Below are 20,265 nucleotides of genomic sequence, written 5' to 3' on the forward strand. Positions count from 1 at the left end.
CGCTCCTCCTCCGCGTCACCGTCTTGTCCGGTGACGCGGCTACCTTGCGCCGAGCGCCCGTCACCTGTCAAGGTGGTGACGTGAGCTTCGTGTTCGTGAGCGGCGACCTCGCGCTCGACTTCGCGGCGACGCTGAAGTGGCGGCGCAGCGGCGCGCCCGAGGAGCTGCTGTCCACATCGGACGACGTCGCCCGCTGGGCGGTGGCCGCCGGCGTGCTGTCGCGCCCGCCGCGGGTCAGCGGCGAGGAGCTCGGCGGGCTGCTGGCGTTGCGCGAGGCGGTGTACCGCATGCTGCGCCCGGACCCGGACGGCACCCGGCGCCCGGCGGACGTGCGGCTGGTCAACGGCGCGGCGGCGCGGCCCGGCCCGCGCCCGGCGCTCACCGCCGACGGCGTTCGGCGCACCGGCGACGCGACCGCCCTGGCCTCGGCGATCGCCGCCGCCGCGATCGGCCTGCTGGAGTCGGCGCCGTCGATCCGCGAGTGCGCCGGCGAGGCGTGCACGCGCCTGTTCGTGGACCGCTCACGGGCCGGCAACCGCACGTGGTGCGGCATGGACGAGTGCGGCAACCGCGTGAAGGCCGCCTCCTACCGCGCCCGCCGCCTCAGCAGCCCTTGACCCGCCCGCAACGCCGCGCAGCGGCCTACGCGGCGGTACGCGATCCAGGTCTGCGGCGGTGGCGGCAGTCCATCGATGGCGCTGCTATGGACGAATGGTCCGCCGGCGGCACACCGGCCGTTGTCCGCAGGCGTAGATCCGGCCGGACCAAGGCCGGCTGCGCGCTCATGCCCCTGACGGACTGGCTTGACCGCTGGGCGACCAGCCCGGGATCTGCTCCGCGAGCCCCGCGCGGGAATGCGGCGCCGGGAAGAGAGCCGCGAAGTACTGGGTCTCGTGCGCGATTCGGCCGCCGGTGAGCTCCATGATGCTCACCGAGTAGGTGGGCGTGCCGTCGTAGGTGATGACGCACTCGCTCACCCACACGTCGCCGCCGCCGCTGATGCGCAGCACGGTGAAGTGTCGGTCAGCGGGGTGGGCGCCGCGCTGGGCGGCGATCGTGGCGCGGCCACGGAACCGTTCACCCGATTGGGGGTAGTCCAGGACCGCGTCCTCGGCGTACATCGCGTGCTCCGCCTCGACTTCGCCCGCCTCCGACGCTCGCCAGTGCTCCTCGATCGCGGCAATGGTCCGCTGGTCCGCATCCACGGTGTCGGCCTCCTTTCCCAGGGTCCCTTCCCCGAGGTGTGACGCTCAACCCGTTCCCGGTTGATCACGTTGCCGCTCTCGCCGCGATCACAGAGCTGGTGCGATACACGACGCTGCGGGCCAGGGCGGCGACAGACCCTAGAAGGTCACGGCGGCGGTTATCCCATGGCGTCGCCGCGGCGAGCTCGCAAGTTCGCGTGACCGGTGCGCGGACTGAACATCCTCATCTTGCACGATCCGCGTGAAAGCCGTCTGTTGGTCCAATGACGCGCCCAGGCGATCTGAGGGCGTCGCCCCGACCGTCGGGGATGAGCCCATGCACGTGCGTGTCAAGCCCGCGTTAGCGGCAGGGCCCGACGAATCGACCGCCGTGATCGCCAGCAGGCTCGTCAGCACGCTCACCCACTGACCTCTCCGACCGCGGCCGCTTCGTCATATCCACCCGTTCCGGCTCGTCAAGCGGGCTGACGGCCCTGATGCGACCATCATGGACGAGCCTGCAGGTAGGCGAACATCGCGGTCAGCCGCGGCAGTTGTCCGTAGTCACGGTGGCGCTGGGGGATGTCATCGGGGTACTCGGGCTCGCTGCCGTCGTGGCCGCATTCGCCGGGCCGATCCTCCATCTCTTGGAGCCCGAGGTACTCGATCTCCTCCCAATGCGGCTCGTCCTCGTCCCAGTGCCGTGGGTCGCGGCCGGCCAGCCGGGCGATCTCGGGCAGGTCGGCCAGGCGATCCGGGTCCTCGAGGACCCATCCGAACCGCTCGCGGCCGAGGCTGACCAGCCAGCCACGGAACCCGTCGAAGCCGGAGTCGCCGCACGCGCCGCCACCGAGGATCACCGCGGCGTGGTAGACGCGCTCGTCATCGGCAAGGCCTCGGTAGTGGTCGGCGAGGTCCTGGAAATGGTGCAGCTCGATGTCGCTGAGCTCATGCATGCGCTCCTCGAGCCAGTCGCCGCGCTGCCACACGTACGGCCCGGCCACGGCAGAGCGCTCGATGAGGTCCCAGAATCCGTCCGCGTTCATCTGGGTACGCTCCGGGCCGGCAGTCACCGTCGCGCAAACCCTCGCCAACCAGTTCGTAGGCTCTCACCAGGCAACGATGCCGTTTTCGTCGAAGAAGCCGCCGGTCGGGCCGTCGGCCGGCAGGGTGGCGAGCCGAACCGGGGCAATCGCTCCTTGCTCCACGGTGCGGTCGCCTTCCGGGGACATGTCGGTGCGGACGTAGCCGGGATTGACCGCGTTGACCTTGATCGGAGTGGACCGCAGCTCCGCGGCGAAATGTACCGTGATGGCGTTGACCGCCGATTTCGACGAGTTGTACGCCAGCGTGTTCCATTCCGGTCGCCAGTCCGGGCCGCTGACCAGCGTGAGCGACCCCGCGCCAGAGGACATGTTCACGATCCGGCCGGCGTCCGCCTTGTACAGCAACGGCAGCATCGCCCGGATGACCGCGAAGACACCGAACACGTTGGTCTCGTAGGTACGACGCAGGATGGCGACGTCCAGGCCGCTGGGCGGCGCATCGTCCATGGCGACGGCAGCGTTGTTGACCAGCACGTCGAGCCGGCCGAACCGCTCCTCGACGGCGTGCGCCGCCGCGTCGATGCTCGGCTGGTCAGTGACATCCAGCGGTAGGAACACGGCATCGAGTCCCTCCGCCTGAAGTTGCCGCACCGCCGCTTGGCCGCGCGTGGCGTCGCGCGCTCCGATCAGTGCCGTATGGCCGAGCCTGGACAGCTGTCGCGCGATCTCCAACCCGATGCCCTTGTTGGCCCCGGTCACGAGACTGACCTTCCCAGCGGCGGTGTTGGTTGTCATCTGAGCTTTTTACAACAGACCGGTGCGTCGGTCACGACGCCGCGGGCGACGGTTCGACGTCGTCGAGGTGTGCCTCCGCCCACGCGCGCAGCGCCGCGAGCGGGGCGACCAGTGTCTCGCCGAGAGCGGTCAGCGAGTACTCCACGTGCGGCGGCACCGCCGGATACACCGTGCGGTCGATGAGGCCGCTGCTCTCGAGGCGCTTGAGGGTCGCGGTCAGGACCTTGGGCGTGACGCCCTCCAGGCGGCGCTGGATGGCGCCGAAGCGCTGGGGCCCGTCCTCGAGCGCGCCGATCACCAGTGTCGACCACTTGTTGGCGATGAGGTCCAGCACGTCGCGGCACGGGCACAGCCGGCCGTAGACGTCATGGTCGTCGTGTGCACCCGTGCGGCACGCGAGCGTCATCGAATCCTCATCTCGACAGTATCCAAAGGATAGTAATCTCCCTTGACGGTAACTATATCCCGACGGATAGCGTCGCGGTCATGACGCAGCTTGTACGAGGTGGCATGTCGGCGATCGTCGCGGTGGGCGGCGAGCTCGTCGACGACGTGGTCGACGTTCCGCAGCCGGGTTCGCACGACGTCGTGGTCGAGGTGCGGGCCGTTTCGGTGAACCCGGTCGACACCAAGGTCCGCGCGGGTGGCGGCGCCCGGCGGATCCTGGGGTTCGACGCGGCCGGCACGGTCGTGGCGACGGGCCGCGACGCGACCCGGTTCAGCGTCGGCGACGAGGTGTACTACGCCGGCGACATCACCCGGCCCGGCTCCAACGCCCAGTTCCAGGCGGTGGACGAGCGCATCGTCGGGCGCAAGCCGGCCTCCCTGTCCTTCGCCGAGGCGGCGGCGCTGCCGCTGACGACGATCACGGCATGGGAGTCGCTGTTCGACCATCTCCGCGCGACGCCGGAGACGACCGGCTCGCTCGTCGTGGTCGGGGCCGCCGGCGGGGTCGGCTCGATCCTGGTGCAGTTGGCGCGGGCGATGACCGGGCTTCGGATCATCGGTACCGCGTCGCGCCCCGAGTCGGCCGACTGGGTGCGGGCGATGGGCGCGCACGACGTCGTCAGCCACCGGGAGCTGGCCGCGGCGGCCGGGCAGCTCGTGCCGGGCGGCGTGGACTACCTGTTCACGGCCTACTCGAAGGACCAGATCGAGGTGTACGCCGACATCATGCGGCCGTTCGGGGAGATCGTCGCCATCGACGACGCGCGGTCGGACCTGTATCCGTTGAAATCGAAGAGCATCAGCTGGCACTGGGAGTTCATGTTCGCCCGTTCGATGCACCGTGCGGTCGATCTGCAACGGCAGGGCCGGCTGCTGGACGAGGCGACCGAGTTGCTGGACAACGGAGCGCTGCGGCACACCATGACCGAGGCCATCGGCGACTTCAGCGCGGCCGGCCTGCGCCGCGCCCACGAACTGGTCGAGACCGGCCGGACCGTCGGCAAGGTGGTCGTCCACCGCTGAGCCGCCCCGGCTCAGTTGACCGAGTCGCGTTGGACGGGTTCGGGTGGGGTCGCCACGGCCGGTACCATGACCAGCCCTCGCAGGTCGATCAGGGTGTGCAGCACGATAGGGATCAGCAGGCTGCCGGTGGGCAGGTAGAAATAGGCCATCGCCATGCCCAACGCGCCGGTGAGCAGCATCCCGAGCCAGCCCTGGTACAGGTGCGCCATGCCGAACAGGACGCTGCTGGCCAGCGCCGCGACGATCGGCGGCCATCCCGCCGCGATCCCGGCCGTGATCAGCAGGCCCCGGAACACCAGCTCCTCGCAAATTCCGGCGCTGATCGAGACCGCCCACGCCCATCGGCGTTCGGCGCCGGTAGCGGGTACCAGGATCTCCAGGCGTCGCGGGCGCGGCACCGGCTCACCACGGCGGGCGCTGCGCCGCCACCACAGGCCGGTGATCAGGATGACCACGACGAAATAGGCGAAGTGGCCGAGTGTGGCACCCGCGGATGGCCCGTGCGGCCAGGCCAACCCCAGGTGCGCGGGCCGCAGTCCGGGCACCACCAGGAGCAGCAGCGCGACCGGCGGCAGCAAGCCGATCTTCCGGGTCACGTTGCGGCGGTAGAACGTGACCAGCGCGGCGGGGTCCGCAGGCCGGGCGGCCTGCAGCATCAGCAAGGCCCGGCGGCCCCGCAGCGTCAGCACCACCAGGTATCCGATGGCGACCAGCACGATCGTCCACCCGGCGACGCCGAACCGGGGCACCATCGACAGGTCCGGGGCGACGGTGAACATGGCTGCATTCTGCCGGGCACGGACGAGCCGCGGCACCCTGCGCAACCGGTCCGGCGCGGTCCGGTGGTATCGCTCACGTCCGTGGTGGTCGACGGTGTCGCGGCCGAACCGGGAGTCCGGATACGGCCGAGATGCCATGCTCGATCACGTCGAACGCCTGGTTCAAGCGCCGTTGATGGTCCGTCGTGATGTCGGCGAGGTCGTCGCCGGCGAGCCGGCGTCGGACGGTCGCGACGACGACGATGCGGTACGCGGCGACAACGAGCGCGGCGAGGAGCGCGCTGTCCCCCGAGAAGCGCTCGTCGGATTCGAGCTCCTCGGCCAGCGCCGCCTCGATCTCGTGCTCGAACACGCGCAGCCGGGCGATCAACGTCGGAGCTCGCCAAGGCCATCGCCGCCCACCCCGACGATGTCGAAACCGCCGTCACCGAGTACGAGCGGGCCATGTTCCCCCGCAGTACCGAGGCCGCCGCCGAAGGCGCCGAGGGCCACGACCTCCTCTTCGGCGAGGGCATACCCTACGCCCTGCTCGGCATGGGGATGTGTAGAGTGACCCCCGTCAGCGATGAGGGGAGGTGAGCCCGGTGAACACCCAACGTCACGTCTGGGCGCTCCACCCGGCCATCCCTGTCCGCTGATTTCGCGCCGGGGAGCGCCCTCCAACCCGGAGGAACAATGACCTTCTCCCCGTTCCGCATCGACGTATCCGACGAGATACTCGACGACTTAGGTTCCCGACTTGCGCGTACCCGCTTCACCGTACCCAGTGGCGATCGGCCATGGCGGGCCGGCACCGACCCCGACTACCTGCGGCACCTGGTGTCCTACTGGATCGACGGGTTCGACTGGCGCGCTCGCGAGGCCGAACTCAACGCGCTCCCGCACTACCTGGCCCAGATCAGCGGCCGGCGCATGCATTTCCTCCACATACCCGGGACGCGCCCGGCGGACGCACCAGCACCGCTGCCGCTGATCCTGAGCCACGGCTGGCCCAGCAGCTTCGTGGAGATGCTGCCACTGGTCGATCGCCTGACCAACCCCGCCCGGTACGGAGGCAACCCCGCCGACGCGTTCGACGTGGTGGTGCCCTCCCTGCCAGGCTTTCTCTACTCGGAGCTGCCGAATGGCCCGCTCACCCGCGCTGCGATGGCGCAGGCCCTGCACCTGCTGATGACCGATGTCCTCGGCTACGAACGCTACGGCGCCTTCGGCGGCGACATCGGCGGCGTGGTCACCGGCTGGCTGGGTGCCCTGTACCCCGAGCAGGTAGCCGGCATCCACATGATCCACCCACCGTTCCCGGCCAGCTTCGACTCCCACCCACTGTCACCCGCCGAGCAGGCGTATCTCGATGCCGAAGCGGCGTACGACCAGACAGATGGCGGCTACAGCGCCATCATGGGCACCCGGCCGGACACCATTGCCGCGGCCCTGGCCGACTCGCCGGCCGGACTGGCTGCCTGGCTCATCGACAAGTACCGAGACTGGAGCGACAACCACGGGGACCTGGAAAGCCGTTTCGACCGGGACACCCTGCTCACGACCATCACCCTGTACTGGGCGAGCGGCGCCATCGGCTCCTCGTTCCGGCAGTACTACGACTTCGTCCACAACAGCCCACGACCCGCCATCACCGTTCCCGCCGCGTTCACCCTGAGCACCGAACCCTCGCAGGCCAACTTCCCCCGCGAGATCGCCGAACGCGCCTGCACCAATATCCGGCACTGGAGCGAACCGGGTAGAGGCGGACACTTCATGCCGCTCGAAGAACCGGACCTGCTCGCCGGTGAACTGAGACAGTTCTTCACGTCGCTTCGCCCGTACTGATCGGCGGGGGAGCCGGGTCGCTGCGGCCCTTCTCCCCTACCGGTTCCCGCGGGCATCGGGTTGGGAGTGCCCGACAATTGGCGTGTTCCCCGTTGAAGTGCCAATTGTCGGGCAACCCTTGCAGCGCTGTGGGATCCGTGCACCCGCTGCAGGTCGTGAGGGGGTGTGGGTGGAGCGGAGCTCCCCCACCGCGAGCGCAGCGAGCTAAGGAAACAGTCAGTTGCCGGCCGAGTAGAAGCCGGAGACCTCCGAAGCCGTCAGGGCGCGGCTGTAGAGCCGCACACTGTCGATGGCGCCGGTGAGGTACGGGTCGGCGTACTGCGAGCGGCCGAGCCAGTTCTGCGTGGTGTTGCCCAGGCTGCTCGGGCTGAGCGTCATGGCGCTGTTGCGGGCGACCTCGGCGCCGTTGACGTACAGGATGCCGACGTTGCCGCTGCGGGTCACCGCGACGTGCGTCCAGGCGCCCGCGGGCAGGGCGGCCGGGGCCTCGATGCGCTGCTCGCCGCCGGAGCCGCCGGTGGTGATGGCGAAGCGCGCGGTGCCGGTGCTCGAGCGCGGGGTCAGGAACATGTTGACGCCGGTGCCGGTGCCGAAGTCGAACACCCGCGACCAGGCCACGACGGTGGTGATGCGCACCCACAGGGCGATCGAGAAGTTCGTGGCGCCGTTGAGGATGCCGGCCGGCAGCGAGACGTAGCCGTTGCTGCCGTTGAGGTTGACGGCGCTGCCGGTGCGGCCGGTGGTGTAGGCGGCGTTGACCAGCGTCGCGGTCTTGCCGTTGCCGGACGCGTCGGTGGCGCTGTTGTCGAACGGGTAGTGTGCCACGAACGCGGGCAGCGTCTGGCCGCCGGTGACGGACCAGTAGACGGAGTACCGCTGGCCGTGGACCTTGTAGAACGGCTGGAGGGTGACGCCGTTCGCGGTGTACTGCAGCGGCGTGCTCGTCGCCGTGAGCGTGGCCGGGTCGAGGACCGGCAGGGCCGAGAGGTTGCTGGTGCCGAACAGGCCGCCGAGCACGATCGGGCCGACCTTGACGGCCTGCACGGTGCTGTTGTCGTTGGTGGCCTCGCGGGTCAGGGCCATCGGCAGGGTCAGGTCGACGACGTCGCCGGAGGCCCAGGTGCGGTTGATGGTGGCGTAGGTGCCGGGCTGCGGCGCGGCCTGCGCGACGCCGTTGACCTTCAGCGCGGCGCCGGTCGCCCACGCCGGGATGCGCACCTTGACGGTGAACGCGCCCGAGCCGGTGACGGTGAGCTTCGTGGCGCCGGCATCGGGGAACGTGGTGTCCTGGCGGATCGTCACGCCGCGGGCCGACCAGGTGAGCACGGACGGGATGAACAGGTTGACGTAGAGGGTGCTGCCGCCGTCGTGGAAGTAGATCGAGTCGCCGTACTTGGTGTTGCTCTCCATGCCGGTGCCGTGACAGCACACGAAGCTGTTGTAGTCGTTGCTGTACGTCTTGATGCCCCCGGCCCGCAGCGGCACGTAGTAGCACTGGAACCCGTGCGTCGAGTTCGGGTCCTGCGAGGCGAGCGTCTGGTTGTACACCGCCTTCTCGTAGTAGTCCATGTAGTCGGCGCGCGACGGGTTGGTCAGGAACAGCTGCCGGGTGAGCTTGAGCATGTTGTAGACGTTGCAGCACTCGGCGGTGCTGTCCGACAGCTCGCTGGCGATGCGGTCGGGTGCCTTGAAGTACTCGCCGTTGGAGTTGCCACCGATCGCGTACGTGTGGTGCTTCGTGACGATGTCCCAGAAGTTCACGGCGATGTCGCGGTAGCGGGTCGTACCGGTGGCGTGGTACTCCCGGATCGCCCCGACGATCTTCGGGATCTGGGTGTTGGCGTGGTAGTTGTTCAGGCTGTCCACATTGGAGGCGAGCGGGTCGAAGATCTCGGCGTGGTCGAACTGCTGCGCCGCGGCGAGGTGGTTGGCGTCGCCGGTGAGCTGGTAGAGGTTGGTCAGCACCTCGTTCATGCCGCCGAACTCGGTGTCGAGCATGTTCTGGCGCTGGGTCTGGGTGAGCCGGTCGTTGCGGAACTTGACCCAGGACGCCATCCCGGTGAGCACGGTGAGGGCCTGGGCGTTGCCGGCGAGCAGGTGCATGTCGAGCAGGCCGGCCATGATCTTGTGCAGGGTGTAGTACGGCGCCCACACCGACTGCCGCGCCTCGACCCGGTCGATGAAGCTCTCCGGGAAGGCGCTGAGGTAGCCGGTGTTGTAGCCCGCGGTGGCGGCGCGGGACTGGCACTGGGCGAGCACGGTGACCATCGCGTCGCCCTTGGTCTTGAAGGCGGTGTTGCCGCTGCTCGCGTAGGCCTGGGCCAGGGCGCTGAGCAGGTGCCCGGTGGAGTGCCCGCGCAGCTCTGTGGTCGGCGACTCCCAGCCGCCGCACGCGGTGGCCGAGGACGACAGCCCGACGTTGAGCCGGAAGGTGTGCAGCATTCGGTCGTTGTCGAGGAACAGCAGGTAGGACTGCGTGCGCCCGGTGTTGGCGGTGAACGGGCTGGACAGCAGCTGGACGGCGGTGAGCGGGAAGGCGTAGGCGGACACGCCGGTGTCGGGGCGGGCGGCGGTGGCGGCCGCCGCCCTTTCGGATACCAGGGTCGTGGCGGCGGCGGCGGTGGCGGCCGCCCCGGCCGCGAGCAGGGTGCGACGGGTGGGCATGGTTCCTCCAGAACCAGGGGGTCAGCCGCGCAGTGCTCCGGACATGAAGCCCCGGACGTAGCTGCGCTGCAGGACGAGGAACAGCACCAGACAAGGCACCGCCATGAACGTCACGCCGGCCTCCAACGCGGCGTAGTCGATGGCGCCGAAACTGGCGGTGCGCATGTTCACCACGGCGAGCATCATGGTGAACTTGTCGGTCGAGTTGAGCAGGATCAGCGGGGCGAAGAACTCGCTCCACGAGGTGAGGAAGGCGAAGAGGCCGACGGTGATCAGGCCGGGCCGCACGGCGGGCAGCATGACCCGCACCAGCGCGCCGAAGGACGTGCAGCCGTCGATGAGCGCGGACTCCTCCAGCTCCTTGGGCACCGCCTCGAACGAGTTGCGCATCATGAAGATCGAGAACGGCAGCTGGAACATGATGAGCACGAGGCTCAGGCCGATGAGGGAGTCCTGCAGGCCGATCCAGCCGAGCAGCACGTAGAGGGCGATGAGGATGGTCGCGTACGGCACCATGAGGATCGCCAGCGTCAGCAGGAACAGCGCGTCCTTGCCGGGGAAGGAGAACCGGCCGAACGCGTAGCCGCCCAGCGTGCTCACCAGCAGGGTGCCCCCGACGGTGAGCAGGCTGACCGAGACGGAGTTGAACACGTGCTCGAAGCGGATGCCGTTGTCGGAGGTGAACAGGCGGGCGTAGTTCTCCAGGCCGAAGCCCTTCGGGGTGCGCACGGAGGCGAAGGCGCTCCACGCCAGCGGGAACAGGAACAGGATGGCGAGCGCCGCGCCGGTCAGCCGTCGCATGTCAGCCCCTTCTGCGCAGCACGGCGAGCTGCACGACGTTGAAGACGACCAGGACGCCGAGGAGCACCACCGAGATCGCCGCGGCGGAGCCGAGGTCGAGCTCGATGAACGCCTTGCGGTAGATGACCATCACCAGCGAGGTGGTGCTGTTGTCCGGGCCGCCGCGGGTGAGGATCCAGAACTGGTCGAAGGCCAGCAGCGAGCCGGTGACCATGAGCGTGAGGACGAGGGCGATCGTGGGGCGCATCAGCGGTACCGTGATGCGGCGGAAGAGCTGCCAGCGCGATGCGCCGTCGAGGCGGGCCGCCTCGTACACCTCCACCGGGATCGCCTGCAGCCCGGTGAGCAGGATGAGCATGTTGAAGCCCGCGAAGCGCCACAGCACCAGCCCGACGGCGGAGCTCAGCGCGCTGGTCGAGCTGCCGCTGGTCCACGACACGTAGCCGTGCAGCAGGCCCAGTGACTCCAGTATCCGGTTCACCGGGCCGATCTCGTCGCTGAGCATGCCCAGGAACAGCAGGGAGGCGCTGGCGAAGCCGACCGCGGCGGGGATGAAGTACGCCGTACGCAGCAGGCCTATACCCCGGCCCGGATGCTGCACCAGCAGCGCCAGGCCGAACGACAGTGCGAACAGCAGGATGGTGACGATGACGGTGTACTTCAGCGTGAACCACACCGCCGTGCTCAGCAGCTCGTCATCGGCCATGCCGGCGTAGTTCTCCGGCGCGTTGAGCTCGGGGGCCCCGAGCAGCGGCCAGTGGTGCAGCGACATCCACGCCACCAGGCCGAGCGGTACGAGGAAGAACATGCCGACCATGAACGCGGTGGGCGCGGCGTACAGGGCGCCGGCCCACCGCCGTGCACGGCGGCGCCGGGGCCGGGCGGCCGGCGGAGCCTCCGCCGGCCGCGCGGTGACGAGCACTGTCATGGTTCCTTACTTCTTCAAGGAGGCGGTCAGCGCGGTGGCGCCGTCGTCGAGGGACTTCTTCGCGTCGCCGAAGAGTGCGCCGCGGAAGGCGGTCACCCACGGGCTCTGCGGGTCGTTGTAGGTGGCGTTGAAGTTCTTCGCGTAGGGCGTCTTGCCCTTGCCCATGAGGTTGTTGATGGTGACGACGCGCGGGTCGGCCGAGGAGTACTTGTTCGAGGCCAGGTCGGTGCGCACCGGCACGCCCTTGCCCTTGGCCACGACCTCGACCTGCGCCTCGTCGCCGAGGGTCCAGGCCAGGAAGTCCCACGCCTCGGTGGCGTGCTTGGTGGTGGCGCCGATGCCGATCGAGTCGCCGCCGACGAACGTGGACTCGCCGCCGTTCATACCGCTGATCGGGGCCACGCCGAGCTTGAAGGTCGCCTTCTCCTCGATCAGGCCCAGCCACGCCGACGGGGCGGGCGCGATGCCGATCTTGCCGCTCTGCAGGGCGCCGAGCCAGGTCGGGCCGGCCTCGTCCTTCGACGCGGGCGCGGCGACGCCCTCGTCGTAGAGCTTGCGGTACAGCGCGAAGACGTCGGACATCTCCTTGCCGTTGATGGTGCTCTCGGTGCCCTCGGCGTTCATCACGTCGCCGCCGCCGGCCCACACCGACGGCCACAGCGTGAAGACGTTGCAACCGCCGCAGTTGCCGCCGAAGTAGGTGCCGTGGATGTCGCCGCCGAGCTTGTTGACGGCGCGGGCGTCGTCGGCGAACTGCTGCAGCGTCGTCGGCGGCTTCTCCGGGTCGAGGCCCGCCTTGGTGAAGAGGTCCTTGTTGTACAGCATGACCGACATGTCGATCGTGTGCGGCACCGCGTAGTTCTTCTTGTTCCACTGGCCGTTGCGCACGTGGGCCGGTGCGACCTTGTCCTTGACCGCGAGGGCGTTGAACTTGTCGGTGATGTCGAGCCACAGGCCCTGGGAGGCGTACTGCGGCGCGAACACGACGTCGGAGGCGAACAGGTCGGGCAGCGCCTTGGCGCCGGCCGCCGAGGCGAGCTTCGCCGGGTACTCCTCGTTCGGGTACGCCGTGACCTGGACCTGGTTCTTGTGCGTGGCGTTGTAGGCGGCCGCGTACGCCTTCGACACCGACTCGGTCGCGGCGCGCGTCCACAATGTGAGCGTTGCCCCGCTGTCGGCGTTCGCCGGCGTGGCGGGTGCTTTGTCGTCACCGCACGCGGCGGCTCCGAGCAGTAACGCGGCAGCGACGGTGCTGCACATCCAGCGTCTCACGGTCATTCCTTCCATTGTTGTGAGCGTTCTCATTTTGAAAAGTGGCCAGACGTGGAATTGCGAACGATCAGGCGCGGCTCCGTGCGGAAATGGCCGCTGCGGCGCGCGCCCGTCGAGATCTGGTCGACGAGCAGGTCCAGGCTGTGCCGGCCCAGCTCGGCGAAGTCCTGCCGGACCGTGGTGAGCGGCGGCAGCAGGTACGGCGCCTCGGGCACGTCGTCGAAGCCGACGACGCTGACGTCGCGGGGCACCCGGCGGCCGGCCTCGTGCAGCGCCCGCAGCGCACCCATCGCCATCTGGTCGTTGGCGCAGAACACGGCGGTCACCTCCGCACGGCCGGCGAGGTCGCGGCCCGCGTCGTAGCCGGCCGCGGCGCTCCAGTCGCCCGGCAACGGCGCCGGCGCGACCGCCCCGGCCTCCTCGAGCGCGGCCCGCCACCCGGCGAGCCGCTCGCGGGCCTCGGGCCAGTTGACCGGGCCGGCGACGTGGTGCACGGTGCGGTGGCCGAGCTCCAGCAGGTGCCGGGTCGCCAGGGCCGCGCCGGCGTAGTTGTCGACGGAGACCATCGGCACCTCCGCCTCCTCCCCTGCGCCGGCGCCGATGCCCAGCACCACGATCGGTATGTCCAGCGGCTCCTGGCGCAGCGCCGTCCAGGCCGCGGCGACCGGGGCGAGCGTGACGATGCCTTCGACGGCCTGCTCGCGCAGGCGCCGTACGGCGTCGCGGACCTGTGGCACGTCGGGCTCCCGGGCGCTGGCGATGCTGACGAAGTAGCCGGCCTCCCGGGCCGCTCGTTCGATGGCGTGGACCATGAACGAGGGCCCGAAGAGGGTCGTGTCGAACGTGACGAGGCCGACCGTCTGCGAGCGGTTCGTGGCGAGGGTCCGGGCGGCGACGTTGGGCTGGTAGTCCAGCGCCCGCATCGCCGCCAGCACCCTGGCCCGCGTCTCCGACCGGACGTTCGGATGGTCGTTGACCACCCGCGAGACGGTCTGGTGGGAGACCCCGGCGAGGTGGGCGACGTCCCGCATCGCCGGCGGTCTCCGCACGTGTTGCATGATCAGCTGTACGCCTTGACCTCGAGCAGCCCCAGCGAGGAGGTGCCGGTCGCGGTCAGCTGCACGCGCAGCCGGGTCGTCGAGGTCGCGGTGAAGGTGACGGTGTTGTAGGCGTTCTTGGTGAGGGTGTACGCGCTGGCCCCCGGCACGTCGACGTACGCCGAGCCGTTCCAGTACTGCAGCTTCCACGCCGACGGCATGTCGATGCCGCCCTCGTCGTCGAAGAAGTACACCTGGGCCTTGCTCACCGACTGCGCCGAGGACCACTGCAGCTCGGCCCACTGGGTGCCGGTCTGCGGCCAGGTGCCCCACCGGGTGCCGTCGTTCGCGGCGCCGATGTTCGAGCTGGCGGGCTCGTCGCCGTTGTTGATCGCGGCGCAGCTCTCCCACGCGGACGTGTAGGAGCAGGCGGCGGTCGCCGACAGCGCGAGGTTGGTCACCGGCGGGGGCTGGGTGCCGCCCCGGTTGTAGATCTTGACCTCGGTGAGGCCGGTCTTCGCGCCGGAGGCGTTGGTCGCCAGGACCCGCACCCGCTGCGCGCTGACCGCCGGGAAGGTGACCAGGTTGTAGTTGCCACGCGGCGCGCTCGGGTTCTTGGCCTGGCTGCCGACGCTCACCCACGCGCTGCCGTTGTAGTACTGGATGTCGTACGACGACGGCGGCCGGTAGGTGGCCGAGGCCGGGCGGCTGTCCTTGAAGTACAGCCGGACCTCGTTGAACGTGCGGGCCTGTCCGAAGTTGACCTCGTACCAGTCCTGGCTGTTCGGCGAGCCGCCGGCGCCCCAGTAGGGCTCGTTGGTCGGGAAGCCGTCCACGGCGCCGCCGGTGGAGGTGCCCGAGCCGGTGTAGGAGGCGGAGACCGTCGCGCCGCTGGCGAGGTTGGTCAGCGCCGGGGTGCTGGTGTCGACGCCGGCCTTGGCCAGGATGTCGAGCACCCGGGAGTCGGTCTGCACGACGTCGGTGGGCGCCTGCAGCCCGGAGTAGGCCTGGCTGTAGGTGACCGAGCCGGTCGTGGTGACCGTGCCGGTGGCCGGGTCCCAGGTGAAGGGCACGAGCGAGCCGACGGTGGCCACGCGGGTGCCGTTGATGAAGATGGAGTACCCCTGCGGCACGCCCGGGTAGCGGGTCACGCCGTCGGCGGGGTCGTCCCACACGATGGTCAGGTCGGCGTTGCGGTACCGCAGGTTGTTGACGGTGAAGTGGTCCCACCCGATGTTGATCGGCGACAGCTCGACCTTGGCGTCGTTGCGCGGCCGCAGGCCGGCGACGTCCTCGATGACGGTCCAGTTGCTGCTGCCGAGGATGTTGTGGTGGATCCACGAGCGGTAGGTGATCGAGGAGCCGTTCCAGTTCGCCCAGAACTCGTTGGCGTCGGGGTAGGCGGTGTTGCCGCCCACGTACTGCGCCCAGGCGTTCCAGTACAGCAGCTTCTTGTACCAGTCGTTGGTGAGGTAGGTGGTCGGGTAGTTGCGCAGCGCCGAGCTCAGCAGCCGGAACTGCACGGTGGAGTTGATGGTCGAGAAGTTGTTGCTGCCGGTGCCCGAGGCCGCCTTGTCCGCCTGGTTGGCGGTGTAGAACGGGAAGATCGGGTACTGCGCCGGGTCGTCGAACAGGCGCAGCGCCTGCTTGTACTGCGTGGTGTTCGGCACGGCCCCGACCGCGAACGGGTAGTAGATGTTGATCTCTTTCCAGGGGTTGAACGCCCCGTCGGAGGCCATCCGGTTCTCGAACAGGTTGTGCGACGGGTTCCACAGCACGTTGACGATCGCCGCGCCGATCTGGTCGGCCAGGGTGTTCATCTCGTTCGCCTTGGCGGTGTTGCCGACGGCCGCGTAGGCCTGTGCCGCCGCGCGGGCGCCGCTGTACTGGTACGCGGACTCGCCGCGGTCCATCTTGCCGGCGCGCCAGTTGAACGACACGGCGTCGGCGTCGTTGCCGGTGAGCGCGCCCCAGTCGTACTCGATGAGCTTGTTGTTGTTGCTGTCGTAGGTGGCCAGCTGCCCCTTGACGTCGCCCTCGGCGTACTTGGCGAGGTTGGCCGCGATCGCCGGCTGTCCGCCGTGGATCTGGTAGCTCTTCCACGCCGCCTCGGCGATGTACTGGGTGTAGCTGTTGGACCAGTTCTCGGGGTCGCCGGGGTTGTCGACGAACCGGCCGTTCTTCGACACCTGCCCGACGGAGAGCCAGTCGCCGTACGCGTACAACGGCGTGCGCAGGTACTTGAGGTCGTCGATGTGCATGGGCTGGGTGAGCGCGATGGCGTTGTTGTAGCCCAGCGCGCCCTCGACGGAGGTCGGGAACTGGTAGGTCTGCCCCGGGATGTTCGCGTCGAGGTTGTTGAAGCGCATCAACCACCAGCGATAGTAGTAGTTCTTGGTCAGCGCCGGCTCGGGCGAGTCGAAGAACGGGATGTTGTCCGCCCACCACTTGTTGTAGGCCCGCACGTGCGTGGCGAACGCGGTGGCGTTGGAGTATCCGGCGTACGCCGTGTACTCGGTCGAGGACTCGGGGATCTCGCTGGCGATGAAGCCCATCACGACCTTCGCCGTGGCGGTGGCCCCGGCCGCGATGGTGATCGAACGGTTCAGCCCGCCGGAGGAGACGGCGAACCCGTCGCCGGTGAGCCGGGTGGTGAGCGTCGTGAGGCTGTTCTTGACGCCGGTCGAGCCGGTCAGCTCGCTGCCGCTGCCGCTGGTCGCGTAGGGCGAGGTGGCCCGCAGCGTCAGCGTGGTCGAGGCGGAGCCGTTGTTGGTGATCGACAGGTTGGTGACGGCAACGTTGTTGTTGGTGATGAACTTCTGCTGCGTGATGGAGACCGAGCCGCTGTTGAAGACGCTCTTGGCGTAGCTCGGCGTCTGCAGGCGCTGCGAGGTCTGCTCGGTGAAGGTGCCCGGGCTGGCCGCGATCGAGTAGGCGTTGGCGTCGCTGATGCTCTCCCAGTACGCCACGTGGCCGGCGAAGCCGAGCACGGACGGGTCGTACGTCTTCATGAACAGCGCGCGGCCGCGGGTCATGAGGATCGCACCGTCGGCGTCGGCCGGGTCGCTGCCGCCGCTGCGGGCGAGCAGCCGGTCGATCCAGAAGTCGGTGCCGCCGCTCTCCGCGTTGTAGATGGTCTGCATCATGTTGCCGGTGGTGTAGCCGACGGGAGCGGCCGGGATCGCCGGGCCGGTGAACGTCGGGTAGCCGATGGTCTGTGCGGCCGCGGCGGGGCTGGCGGACGTCGCCACGGCGGCGACAGAAGCGGTCAGGGCGGTCGTCAACGCGATTGCCAGCCTGGACTTCCAGCGGGGGTGTGGCATCGCGTCACCTCCATTCAGGACGTGGTGGTGGGCAGCCAGACGCGCATGGTGGACGGGCCACGGCGGGCCCAGCGGTGGTACGCCACGAGCGGCACGACGATCGGTTCGGGCCCCTCGGCGGTGGTGCGGTCGTTGCGGTACGGCCAGGGCTCGTCGACCGGCCGGATCGATCGGCCCTTCACCGCGTTGACCTCCGGGGCGACGGCGGTGTCGACCTGGAGCTCGTCGAGGCGTACGCCGTCCTCCTGGTCGATGGACTCGGCGCACATGACGATCGGGCCCACCTCGACGGCGGCGCAGCCGCGCACCGCGTCGACGCGGGGGTCGGGGAAGGTCCAGCGAGGGCGCATGGCCAGGTCGAGGCGCACCTGCTCGCCGGGAGTGAAGACGCGCCGCTCGACGTGGGTGCCGCCGCCGGCCCACTGCGGCACCCGCAGGGTCAGCGTGCGCTCGTCGGCGGGTGCGGCAAGGACGGTGACGGTGACGTCGCCGGCGTCGGGGTAGGCGGTGGCGACCTCCAGGCTCATCCCGGCGGCCTCGATGCGCATCGGGGCGTACTGGTGGATCTGCACGCCGTTGTCGTCCTCGGTGGCCAGGTAGGTGCCGAGCGAGGCCAGCAGCCGCGAGACGTTGGTCAGGCAGCAGGAGACCTCGAACCAGGGTGCGCGCTGGCCGCCGCCGAAGCGCAGCTGCTCGTGCTCGGCCGGCGGCACCTCGGCGGGGGTGCGCTGGTGCAGGGTGTGCGCGTAGAAGAAGGAGCGGCCGTCGTCGGCGACCGCGGCGGCGATGACGTTGTGCAGCACGCGGTCGACGACGTCGCCGTAGCGGGTGTCGCCGGTGGCCAGCAGCAGCCGGTGGGCGAGCATGATCGTGGCGACGCCGGCGCAGGTCTCGGAGTAGGCCCGGTCCGGCGGGAGCGCGAAGTCGTCGCCGAAGGCCTCGTCGAGGTGGCGGGAGCCGACGCCGCCGGTGATGTAGGTGCGCCGGGCCAGGGTGCGGTCGAACTGGCGGATCACGGCGGCGAGCAGGTCCTCGTCGCCGGTCTCAACGGCGACGTCGACGGCGCCGTTGGCGAGGTAGAGGGCGCGCACCGCGTGGCCGCCGAAGACGTCGGCCGTGCGCAGCGGGGTCTCGTCCTGGAAGTACCGCCAGCCGAACTCGTGCTCGGGCAGGCTGCGGTGGCCGCGGCGCTCGATGAACGCCGCCGCCTGGGCGAGGTAACGCTCCTCGCCGGTCACGCGGTAGAGCTCGACCAGGCCCGGCTCGATCTCCGGGTGGCCGCAGAAGCCGCTCTGCGCGAACTGGGTGCAGGCGTGATCGGCGGCGCGGCGGGCGACGTCGAGCAGGCCGGGCGCCGCGCCGGTGCGGGCCGCCGCGACCGACGCCTGCAGCAAGTGGCCGGCGCAGTAGAGCTCGTGCCCGAAGTTGAGGTCGCTGTAGCGGGCCGGCTGGCCGGCCCGGCCGTAGCCGGTGTGCAGGTAGCCGTCCGCGGCCTGTGCGCTGGCGGCGAGGGCGGTGAACTCGGCCAGCAGCTCGCCGTGCGGGTGCCCGCCGGGCCGTGCCGTCTCCCAGCAGGCGGCCTCGGTCAGCTTGTACACCTCGGAGTCGGAGAACTCGCGGCCGCGGCGGCGCAGTGCGGCGTCCGGGTCGCGGAAGTTGCCCGTCCAGCCGAGCCGGTCCAGCCACTCGCGGCAGTGCTCGATGGTGGCGGTGCCGTTGACCGCCTGGCGCTGTCCCCAGAACCCGCCGGTGAGCTGCACCTGGTGCAGTCCGACGGGCCGCAGCGCCCCGCGCGAGGGCGCGACAGGTCCCGGGTTGGCCGTCACGCGGCCACCACCTTTCCAATTACCTACATCGACAAGTCGTTGGACCTTCGAAAACCTTTTCGGGAATGGTGGCAGCAGGTTACGGTCGTGTCAACGGTCTATTTCCGCTCCTCCGAACCGTGTGACAGTTGTGACGATTGACGCGCGTGTACTATGCTCTCCGAAAAGTTTTCGAGAGGACCGTCTGACGTGGGAAGAAAGCGCGCACAGGTCACCCTGACCGATGTCGCCAAGCGGGCCGGGGTCTCGATCGCGACGGCGTCGAAGGCGCTCAACTCGCGTGACGAGGTGGCCCCGGCGACCCGCCGGCGCGTGCAGCAGGCCGCGGAGGAGCTGTCGTTCCAGCCCAACGTACTGGCCCGCGGCCTGATCTCCGGCAACACGCGCACGATCGGGCTGCTCACCGACGAGCTGTCCGCGGCCCGGTTCGCCATCCCGGTGCTGCTCGGCGCCGAGAACGCGCTGGGCAACGAGCAGATGAGCGTGCTGCTGTGCGACGCGCGCGGCGACGCGATCCGCCGCCGCCACTACATCCGCACCCTGCTGGCCCGCCAGGTCGACGGCTTCATCATCCTCGGCGACGCCAACGACCTGCGCCCGTCGCTGACCCGCGACATCCCGGTGCCGGTCGTCTACGCCTACTGCGAGTCCGACGACCCCTCCGACCTGTCGGTCATCGCCGACGACGCCGGCGGCGCCCGGCTGGCCGCCGAGCACCTGGTGTCGCTGGGCCGGCGGCGCATCGCACACATCACCGGCGACCCCGGCTACCGCGCCGCCCGCGACCGCGCCGCGGCGCTGCGCGAGGTCCTCGACGCCGCGGGCCTGCCCCTGGCCGGCGATCCGCTGTTCGGCCAGTGGTCGCAGCGCTGGGGCCGGCACGCCACGGCCCGGCTGCTGGCCGCGCACCCCGACGTCGACGCCATCTTCTGCGGCAACGACCAGATCGCTTCCGGTGCCGCCGAGGCACTGCGCGAGCTCGGCCGTTCGGTCCCCGACGACGTGGCGCTGGTCGGCTACGACAACTGGGAGGTCTTCGCGACCGAGTGCCGCCCGCCGCTGACCACGGTCGACCTCAACCTCGAGCAGCTGGGCGCCACGGCGGTGCAGCACCTGTTCGCGGTCCTCGACGGCGAGCAGCACTCCGGCGTCGTACGCCAGCCGGGTCGCCTGGTCGTGCGCGAATCGACGGGAGTCGCGCCGGCGCGCTGATCCCCGACACGTGTGTCCCACCACACCGTGGGCGCCCGGTGGCCGACAGTTTCGGCGCCGGCGCGCCCCTACCCTCCGAACAGCATTTTCATTCGGAGGAC

The 20,265-nt window shown here is 69.8% G+C and carries 17 protein-coding genes; 4 read left to right on the forward strand and 13 right to left on the reverse strand.

What is annotated here, in order from left to right:
- Positions 1-80: 80 nt before the first annotated feature.
- Positions 81-617 carry a CGNR zinc finger domain-containing protein gene (locus ABD901_RS43745; RefSeq protein WP_345137074.1) on the forward strand — a complete coding sequence of 179 codons (537 nt, stop codon included), beginning with the start codon at positions 81-83 and terminating at the stop codon, positions 615-617.
- Between the two features lie 165 nt (positions 618-782).
- Here the strand turns inward: ABD901_RS43745 and ABD901_RS43750 are convergent, their stop codons facing one another.
- The 4 genes from ABD901_RS43750 to ABD901_RS43765 all read right to left on the reverse strand — a co-directional run bounded on the left by ABD901_RS43750 (position 783) and on the right by ABD901_RS43765 (position 3,431).
- Positions 783-1,205: a nuclear transport factor 2 family protein gene (locus ABD901_RS43750; RefSeq protein WP_345137076.1), complete on the reverse strand. Its 423-nt coding sequence runs from the start codon at positions 1,203-1,205 to the stop codon at positions 783-785.
- A gap of 485 nt (positions 1,206-1,690) precedes the next feature.
- Positions 1,691-2,230: a DUF4240 domain-containing protein gene (locus ABD901_RS43755; protein ID WP_345137078.1), complete on the reverse strand. Its 540-nt coding sequence runs from the start codon at positions 2,228-2,230 to the stop codon at positions 1,691-1,693.
- Positions 2,231-2,293: 63 nt separating this feature from the next.
- Positions 2,294-3,025, reverse strand: coding sequence for an SDR family oxidoreductase (locus tag ABD901_RS43760; protein WP_345137080.1), 732 nt, complete (start codon positions 3,023-3,025; stop codon positions 2,294-2,296).
- Between the two features lie 31 nt (positions 3,026-3,056).
- Positions 3,057-3,431: a winged helix-turn-helix transcriptional regulator gene (locus ABD901_RS43765; RefSeq protein ID WP_345137082.1), complete on the reverse strand. Its 375-nt coding sequence runs from the start codon at positions 3,429-3,431 to the stop codon at positions 3,057-3,059.
- Between the two features lie 80 nt (positions 3,432-3,511).
- Here ABD901_RS43765 and ABD901_RS43770 point away from each other — a divergent pair, with 80 nt between their 5' ends.
- A complete protein-coding gene (locus ABD901_RS43770) occupies positions 3,512-4,495 on the forward strand; it encodes a zinc-binding alcohol dehydrogenase family protein (RefSeq protein WP_345137084.1) in 984 nt (327 codons plus the stop codon).
- Positions 4,496-4,506: 11 nt separating this feature from the next.
- On the opposite strand, the gene ABD901_RS43775 is transcribed toward ABD901_RS43770, so the two are convergent.
- Positions 4,507-5,274 carry a CPBP family intramembrane glutamic endopeptidase gene (locus ABD901_RS43775; RefSeq protein ID WP_345137086.1) on the reverse strand — a complete coding sequence of 256 codons (768 nt, stop codon included), beginning with the start codon at positions 5,272-5,274 and terminating at the stop codon, positions 4,507-4,509.
- A gap of 73 nt (positions 5,275-5,347) precedes the next feature.
- Positions 5,348-5,644, reverse strand: a complete 297-nt coding sequence (locus ABD901_RS43780) for a hypothetical protein (RefSeq protein ID WP_345137088.1) — start codon at positions 5,642-5,644, stop codon at positions 5,348-5,350.
- Positions 5,645-5,949: 305 nt separating this feature from the next.
- Between ABD901_RS43780 and ABD901_RS43785 the strand changes: the two genes are divergently transcribed.
- Positions 5,950-7,101, forward strand: a complete 1,152-nt coding sequence (locus ABD901_RS43785; protein ID WP_345137090.1) for an epoxide hydrolase family protein — start codon at positions 5,950-5,952, stop codon at positions 7,099-7,101.
- A 216-nt stretch (positions 7,102-7,317) separates the two neighbouring features.
- On the opposite strand, the gene ABD901_RS43790 is transcribed toward ABD901_RS43785, so the two are convergent.
- Genes ABD901_RS43790 through ABD901_RS43820 form a run of 7 tightly spaced genes read right to left on the reverse strand, consistent with a single transcriptional unit; the run spans position 7,318 to position 18,952 of the window.
- On the reverse strand, positions 7,318-9,765 hold the full coding sequence (locus ABD901_RS43790) for a glycoside hydrolase family 127 protein (RefSeq protein WP_345137092.1): 2,448 nt from the start codon (positions 9,763-9,765) through the stop codon (positions 7,318-7,320).
- Positions 9,766-9,786: 21 nt separating this feature from the next.
- Positions 9,787-10,566: a carbohydrate ABC transporter permease gene (locus ABD901_RS43795; protein WP_345137094.1), complete on the reverse strand. Its 780-nt coding sequence runs from the start codon at positions 10,564-10,566 to the stop codon at positions 9,787-9,789.
- 1 nt (position 10,567) lies between these two features.
- Positions 10,568-11,494, reverse strand: coding sequence for a carbohydrate ABC transporter permease (locus tag ABD901_RS43800; protein WP_345137096.1), 927 nt, complete (start codon positions 11,492-11,494; stop codon positions 10,568-10,570).
- A gap of 6 nt (positions 11,495-11,500) precedes the next feature.
- Complete coding sequence (locus tag ABD901_RS43805) at positions 11,501-12,772, reverse strand: ABC transporter substrate-binding protein (protein WP_345137098.1); 1,272 nt, start codon at positions 12,770-12,772, stop codon at positions 11,501-11,503.
- A gap of 23 nt (positions 12,773-12,795) precedes the next feature.
- Positions 12,796-13,824: a LacI family DNA-binding transcriptional regulator gene (locus tag ABD901_RS43810; protein WP_345137100.1), complete on the reverse strand. Its 1,029-nt coding sequence runs from the start codon at positions 13,822-13,824 to the stop codon at positions 12,796-12,798.
- Positions 13,825-13,826: 2 nt separating this feature from the next.
- On the reverse strand, positions 13,827-17,126 hold the full coding sequence (locus ABD901_RS43815) for a discoidin domain-containing protein (protein ID WP_345137102.1): 3,300 nt from the start codon (positions 17,124-17,126) through the stop codon (positions 13,827-13,829).
- 14 nt (positions 17,127-17,140) lie between these two features.
- Positions 17,141-18,952, reverse strand: coding sequence for a glycoside hydrolase family 127 protein (locus ABD901_RS43820; protein WP_345137104.1), 1,812 nt, complete (start codon positions 18,950-18,952; stop codon positions 17,141-17,143).
- 189 nt (positions 18,953-19,141) lie between these two features.
- Here ABD901_RS43820 and ABD901_RS43825 point away from each other — a divergent pair, with 189 nt between their 5' ends.
- Positions 19,142-20,164 (forward strand): LacI family DNA-binding transcriptional regulator, encoded by a 1,023-nt coding sequence (locus tag ABD901_RS43825; RefSeq protein WP_345137106.1) that lies wholly within the window; start codon positions 19,142-19,144, stop codon positions 20,162-20,164.
- Positions 20,165-20,265 lie beyond the last annotated feature (101 nt).

Source organism: Dactylosporangium darangshiense, assembly GCF_039537565.1.
Lineage (GTDB): Bacteria > Actinomycetota > Actinomycetes > Mycobacteriales > Micromonosporaceae > Dactylosporangium > Dactylosporangium darangshiense.